Source organism: Ruegeria sp. BHSB064 (assembly GCF_059613205.1).
Genome location: NZ_JBXWSB010000179.1, coordinates 1 through 6,662, shown reverse-complemented (window position 1 = coordinate 6,662; position 6,662 = coordinate 1). Strand labels below are relative to the sequence as shown.

The window sequence follows — 6,662 nt, the reverse complement described above, 5'->3', positions numbered from 1 at the left end:
GTGGTTGACCGGCAAGTTGCGTTGCGGCTTGCCCGCCGCTGGTCGCCCAATAGTAGGCCTGCATCAGAAAATCACGTTGATAAGTTTGGAAGTCATAGCCATTCACCGGATAACCCATGGACGCTTGGTAGCGTTCGATTGCTGCGCGGGTGCCACCACCAACCTGTCCGTCGACCCGGCCAGCATTGTAGCCGAAGTAGTTAAGGGCAGTCTGGGTCTGCGCACCTTGCGACGTCGACGGGATGCCAGACCGATAGGTCCGCGTCGTTGTCCGGGACTTTTTCTTCTGCTGGTCCTTGCCAATTGCATAACCGACGACCCCACCAACAACAGCACCACCCAAGAAATCACCCGCATCGGCTCGTGCGTTCTGAGGCGCTGTCGCAGCAAAGGAAACAGCGATGCCAAGCGCTACTAACAAACGAATGATCATAATTAACCTCCACAGAAAAATCTAATTCTACGGAGTATAGCATGAGAGGTGGTTTTAATGTGGTACAAAAGCTATATCTTTGCTGAATAGCAGGAATTTGAGGTTTTTTACTTCGCTATTAATGGCTTAGTAGAATAGAATTGCGCGTCCGCCCAAGTAGGCGTTTCCCAAGCCCGGGAAGGCTCGAATGGGTTTTGATTCGATCACTCTGATTGATTTGTCTGCGGCACTTGCCAACCCCACCATTCCCCTATAAATGCCGCCTCCATCGCCTTTGGGCGAGATTCTCTCGTGGGAGGTTGCCGGGATCGCGATCCCTGACCGGACCACGCAACATAATCTGGGCGAAACGCGTTTTGCCCGAGTTGAAAGGAAAACCAAATGGCCAAGAAGCTTGCTGGTACAATGAAGCTGCAGGTTCCTGCAGGTCAGGCGAACCCGTCGCCGCCAGTTGGTCCGGCGCTGGGTCAGCGCGGCATCAACATCATGGAATTCTGCAAGGCGTTCAACGCCAAGACCGCAGACATGGAGCAGGGCGCTCCTTGCCCGACCGTGATCACCTATTATCAGGACAAGTCCTTCACCATGGACATCAAGACGCCGCCCGCGTCTTACTACCTGAAGAAAGCTGCTGGTCTGAAGCCGGTTGGCAAGCGTAACCGTCCTCGTGGTGCAGAGAACCCCGGTCGTGAGACCGTGGCAACCGTGACTTCGAAGCAGGTTCGTGAAATCGCCGAAGCCAAAATGAAAGATCTGAACGCCAACGACGTCGAAGGCGCAATGCAGATCATCCTGGGCTCGGCCCGCTCTATGGGCATCGAGGTGAAGTAAGATGGCAAAACTCGGTAAACGTACCCGCGCTGCGCGCGAAGCTGTCGCTGGCAAGGAAAACCTGTCGGTAGACGAAGCAGTTGCCCTGGTCAAAGCCAACGCAACCTCGAAATTCGACGAGACCATCGAAATCGCGATGAACCTGGGCGTTGACACCCGTCACGCAGACCAGATGGTTCGCGGCGTTGTTGGCCTGCCGAACGGCACCGGAAAAGCCATGCGCGTTGCTGTTTTCGCGCGCGGTCCCAAGGCGGACGAGGCAAAAGAAGCAGGCGCAGATATCGTTGGCGCAGAGGACCTGATGGAAACCATTCAGGGCGGCACCATCGAATTCGATCGCTGCATTGCCACCCCGGACATGATGCCGATCGTTGGCCGTCTGGGTAAGGTTCTGGGCCCCCGCAACCTGATGCCGAACCCCAAAGTCGGCACCGTGACCATGGACGTGAAAGCGGCCGTGGAAGCAGCCAAAGGCGGCGAAGTTCAGTTCAAGGCGGAAAAAGGCGGCGTTGTGCACGCCGGCGTTGGCAAAGCGTCGTTTGACGAAGCCAAGCTGGTTGAAAACGTCCGCGCTTTTGTCTCGGCTGTTGCCAAGGCCAAGCCGTCGGGCGCCAAAGGCACCTACATGAAGAAAATCGCGCTTAGCTCGACCATGGGCCCGGGCGTGACACTGGATGTTGCGGAAGCTTCGGGCGAATAAGCCCTAGCGTTCAGTAGTCAAGAATTGATCCCGGGTGGTGCGAACTGCCCGGGATTTTTTGTGATCGGTCAAATGCCGGCAACGAGCCGTAAACCCACGTGCTTGTTGCAACGCCGCGAAAGGCCGGTTCATCTCTTGAGCGGAACTGAGGCCCAGCACTGTCAATTCGTGTACTCATGTGATGACATTGCTTCGATAATTGTGGTCCGGTCCTGAACCGCGCCCGATTGCAGATACTCCATCGCTTTGAGCGCCGCCTCATGTGCCTCCACCGATGATCCGCCTACACAATCCTCAGCGACCCGGCAGAAGTAGTCGGACTGGTGCCCATCCACGAACGTGTAGTGAACACAAACATCTGTCAGACCACCGCACAGTAGCAACGTGTCGACCTTCAGGCCGCGCAGTAGGATTTCAAGGTCAGTTCCGAAGAACGCCGAATAACGCCGCTTTGGGATGATGTAGTCGCCTTTGCGATATCCCATTTCCTCTTTGGCGACTTCCGTGCGCGGATCGCCTTCAAGGCAATGGACGTCCTCATCTCCGTCCAACTCTCGACCAAAATCGATCAGATCGGAACGATGGACTTCTTGGATGAAGATTACGGGTGTATCGTTCTTATGAGCCGCATCGACCAGATCGCGCGCGGCGATCATGCGATCCTTGTAACCCGGCATGTTGTCGATGGACCGCACTTCGCTGTTGTCAATGAACGTGCTTTTTTGAATGTCTATCACAATTAGCGCGGGCCGACCTTCGATCAGGTTTCTTGCTGTTTTCGTCTTTGTCGTCATTTTCTGTGTCCTTTCGTCTTAGTGCGCATCTGAACCGAGCAGAAACATCCCTGCAATCAGAAGTGTCAGACCAGCAATTCCGGACATGCTGAGATTTTGATTGAAGGCCAACTTGCCAACCAGCACCGATCCGACGGAGCCGATGCAGGTCCATATCGGATAGGCGATCCCAAGCGGGAGCCGGGCCATCGCGGCATAGAGGGCGACTATGCTTGCAATCATAGCGATGAGGGTCAGGGCACCAAGTGTCCAATTGAAACTAATGCCGAGCTTCTTGAGACCTGTCGCCCAAGCGACTTCAAAGGCACCTGCGATGAAAAGATGAACCCAAGCCATTTCGACCTCCAGCTGTCGCAGGTCGTCCTGACAATTACCCGTTTATGGCCGGGTCGTCCCGGCAGGCTACGAGCCGTGTAGTAAATGTGGGACTAATCATTGTCAATCTGTCAGCAGACCGCATGATGGAAATGAAAGCGGACCTTCAGAGTCTGACTTCCAGCGGCAGCTTCGTCCGCAAAGTTGTCATTCCTTCGGAAGTTAGCGAAGCTCGGGAAGCGCATAACCAATATACCTCGGATCTGCCTTCCTATTACCTAAATTTACCCCTTGGAAACCCCGACTATCTGCCCTAAGTAGACCTGCGGAATAAAGCGTGCGATTCGTCGTGCGCTTTCTTTCGTTTCGTCCAAGACGGTGGGTGGTGCCATACGGCCCCTTAATTCCCTGCCTGAGACGGGTAAGACCAAAGATTTCTGAGGGTCCCACCCTCGGGCGCATTTTGGCCAATCCCGTAATAACGGACCTGAACGCCGGAGCGAAAGCTGCGGCAAATATGAGCCGGGGTGAGGTATCGCCCCTAACTTGGAGAGAACTGTGGATAGAGCCCAGAAAGAGAAAGTGGTCGAGGAACTCGGCCAAATCTTCGAAAGCTCTGGCGTCGTAGTGGTTGCTCACTACGCCGGTCTGACAGTTGCCGAGATGCAGGACCTTCGCGCACGTGCTCGTGACGCGGGTGGTTCCGTGCGTGTTGCCAAGAACAGGCTCGCCAAAATCGCCCTTGAGGGTAAGCCGTGTGAAAGCATGGCCGACCTGCTGACAGGGATGACCGTTCTGACCTATTCCGAGGACCCTGTGGCAGCAGCCAAAGTGGCCGAGGACTTCGCCAAGGAGAACAAAAAGTTCGAAATCCTTGGCGGTGCAATGGGCGAGAACGCTCTGGACCGCAAAGGCGTCGAAGCCGTTTCGAAAATGCCGTCTCGCGAGGAGCTTATTGCTTCGATCGTTGGCTGCATTGGCGCACCTGCTTCGAACATCGCCGGCGCGATTGGCGCACCTGCAAGCAACATCGCAAGCATCCTTTCCACCATCGAAGAGAAGGCGGAAGCTGCGTAAGCGGTTGGCACTGAATGATCTGCGTGGGGCATTTGCCCTGACGTTGGAACACACACTGTAAAACGGAAAGAGCTAATACAATGGCTGATCTGAAAGCACTCGCAGAAAGCATCGTGGGTCTGACCCTGCTGGAAGCACAAGAACTGAAAACCATCCTCAAAGACGAGTACGGCATCGAGCCCGCAGCTGGCGGCGCCGTAATGGTCGCAGGCGCAGCTGGCGATGCCGGCGGTGCAGCTGAGGAAGAAAAAACCGAATTCGACGTCGTTCTGAAGAATGCCGGCGCTTCGAAAATCAACGTCATCAAAGAAGTTCGCGGTATCACCGGCCTGGGCCTGAAAGAAGCCAAGGAACTGGTCGAAGCCGGCGGCAAGATCAAAGAAGGCGTGGACAAAGCAGAAGCAGAAGACGTCAAAGCCAAGCTGGAAGCAGCTGGCGCCGAAGTCGAGCTGGCCTAAGCTTAGTCTCAGGTGCATCGCTGATGCGCCGAAAAATTTGGCTGGGTCCGGAGAAATCCGGGTCCAGCCGAACCTGTCTTAGAAAGGGCCTCAATCAAGGGGGCGTTTTCTAAGACACGGTTTTCGGATCGGGAGGCCGCCTTCGGGACGGTGGCCATGAATTGATCCGGACGTGTTGTCTCGATTGTGCAAGATGCCGGGGCCCGACGGTGTCTTTGCCCGCTGAGAACATCGAAAGGTGACATCTGACATGGCTCAAACGTTCCTTGGCCAGAAACGTCTTCGTAAATACTACGGCAAAATCCGCGAAGTGCTGGAGATGCCGAACCTTATTGAGGTACAGAAATCTTCTTATGATCTTTTCCTGCGCTCCGGCGATGCAGAGCAGCCCACAGACGGCGAAGGCATCAAAGGCGTGTTCCAGTCGGTTTTCCCGATCAAGGATTTCAACGAAACCTCCGTTCTGGAGTTCGTGAAATACGATCTGGAAAAACCCAAATACGACGTCGAAGAGTGTATGCAGCGCGACATGACTTACAGCGCGCCGCTGAAGGTCACTCTGCGTCTGATCGTGTTTGATGTCGACGAGGACACCGGCGCGAAATCGGTAAAAGACATCAAGGAACAGGATGTCTTCATGGGCGATATGCCTTTGATGACACCGAACGGCACCTTCGTCGTAAACGGGACCGAGCGTGTGATCGTATCCCAGATGCACCGCTCGCCCGGTGTGTTCTTTGACCACGACAAAGGCAAGACCCACTCTTCGGGCAAGCTGCTGTTTGCCTGCCGCATCATCCCGTATCGCGGCAGCTGGCTGGACTTTGAATTCGATGCCAAAGACATCGTTTTCGCCCGTATCGACCGTCGCCGCAAGCTGCCTGTGACCACCCTGCTGTATGCGCTGGGTCTGGACCAGGAAGCGATCATGGACGCGTATTACAACACCGTGTCCTACAAGCTGGACAAGAAGAAGGGCTGGATCACTCCGTTCTTCCCCGAACGTGTGCGTGGTACACGCCCGACCTATGATCTGGTCGACGCCAAATCCGGTGAAGTGATTGCCGAAGCGGGTAAGAAAGTTACCCCGCGCGCAGTCAAGAAGCTGATCGACGAAGGCACCGTCACCGACCTGCTGGTTCCGTTCGATCACATCGTTGGCAAATTTGTCGCCAAGGACATCATCAACGAAGAAAACGGCGCGATCTATGTCGAAGCCGGTGATGAGCTGACCCTGGAATATGACAAAGACGGCGACCTGATTGGCGGCACCGTCAAAGAGCTGATCGATGCAGGTATCACCGACATCCCGGTTCTGGACATCGACAACGTCAATGTTGGTCCGTACATGCGCAACACCATGGCTCAGGACAAGAACATGAGCCGCGAAACCGCATTGATGGACATCTACCGCGTCATGCGTCCAGGCGAGCCGCCCACCGTCGAGGCTGCGTCGGCCCTGTTCGACACGCTGTTCTTCGACAGCGAGCGTTATGACCTGTCTGCCGTTGGCCGCGTGAAGATGAACATGCGCCTGGCTCTGGACGCGCCTGACACCCTGCGCACCCTGCGCCGCGAAGACATCGTGGCCTGTATCAAAGCGCTGGTGGAACTGCGTGATGGCAAAGGCGACGTGGACGATATCGACCACCTCGGCAACCGCCGTGTGCGTTCGGTCGGCGAACTGATGGAAAACCAGTACCGCGTTGGCCTGCTGCGCATGGAGCGCGCGATCAAAGAGCGTATGTCGTCGGTCGAGATCGACACCGTCATGCCTCAGGACCTGATCAACGCGAAACCGGCTGCGGCTGCTGTCCGCGAATTCTTCGGCTCGTCGCAGCTGTCGCAGTTCATGGACCAGACCAACCCGCTGTCGGAAGTTACGCATAAACGCCGTCTCTCGGCGCTTGGCCCCGGTGGTCTGACGCGTGAGCGTGCGGGCTTTGAGGTGCGCGACGTACACCCGACCCACTATGGCCGGATGTGCCCGATTGAAACGCCGGAAGGTCCGAACATCGGTCTGATCAACTCGCTGGCCACCTTCGCCCGCGTGA

Annotated in this window: 8 protein-coding genes; 5 read left to right on the top strand and 3 right to left on the bottom strand. The window is 56.0% G+C overall.

Annotated features, from left to right (window positions below; translation table 11 throughout):
* Positions 1 to 433 (bottom strand): peptidoglycan-binding domain-containing protein (locus AC2FNU_RS23265; protein ID WP_496793318.1); only part of this gene is annotated, 433 nt, incomplete at its 3' end.
* A 381-nt stretch (positions 434 to 814) separates the two neighbouring features.
* Between AC2FNU_RS23265 and rplK the strand changes: the two genes are divergently transcribed.
* Both rplK and rplA read left to right on the top strand, forming a co-directional pair.
* Positions 815 to 1,264 carry a 50S ribosomal protein L11 gene (rplK, locus tag AC2FNU_RS23260; protein ID WP_037314971.1) on the top strand — a complete coding sequence of 150 codons (450 nt, stop codon included), beginning with the start codon at positions 815 to 817 and terminating at the stop codon, positions 1,262 to 1,264.
* Position 1,265: 1 nt separating this feature from the next.
* Positions 1,266 to 1,964, top strand: coding sequence for a 50S ribosomal protein L1 (gene rplA, locus AC2FNU_RS23255; RefSeq protein ID WP_170673469.1), 699 nt, complete (start codon positions 1,266 to 1,268; stop codon positions 1,962 to 1,964).
* 161 nt (positions 1,965 to 2,125) lie between these two features.
* Here the strand turns inward: rplA and AC2FNU_RS23250 are convergent, their stop codons facing one another.
* Both AC2FNU_RS23250 and AC2FNU_RS23245 read right to left on the bottom strand, forming a co-directional pair.
* Entirely contained in the window at positions 2,126 to 2,758 is a 633-nt protein-coding gene (locus AC2FNU_RS23250) for a cysteine hydrolase family protein (RefSeq protein ID WP_496793312.1), read from the bottom strand.
* An 18-nt stretch (positions 2,759 to 2,776) separates the two neighbouring features.
* Positions 2,777 to 3,094, bottom strand: a complete 318-nt coding sequence (locus tag AC2FNU_RS23245) for a DMT family transporter (RefSeq protein WP_496793308.1) — start codon at positions 3,092 to 3,094, stop codon at positions 2,777 to 2,779.
* Between the two features lie 537 nt (positions 3,095 to 3,631).
* Between AC2FNU_RS23245 and rplJ the strand changes: the two genes are divergently transcribed.
* The 3 genes from rplJ to AC2FNU_RS23230 all read left to right on the top strand — a co-directional run.
* The gene (gene rplJ / locus AC2FNU_RS23240; protein ID WP_480801440.1) at positions 3,632 to 4,150 is read left to right on the top strand and encodes a 50S ribosomal protein L10; all 519 of its coding nucleotides are present in this window, start codon (positions 3,632 to 3,634) and stop codon (positions 4,148 to 4,150) included.
* 80 nt (positions 4,151 to 4,230) lie between these two features.
* Positions 4,231 to 4,608 (top strand): 50S ribosomal protein L7/L12, encoded by a 378-nt coding sequence (gene rplL / locus AC2FNU_RS23235; protein WP_152459178.1) that lies wholly within the window; start codon positions 4,231 to 4,233, stop codon positions 4,606 to 4,608.
* 250 nt (positions 4,609 to 4,858) lie between these two features.
* The coding region (locus AC2FNU_RS23230; protein ID WP_496793302.1) for a DNA-directed RNA polymerase subunit beta family protein at positions 4,859 to 6,662 on the top strand (1,804 nt) is incomplete at its 3' end.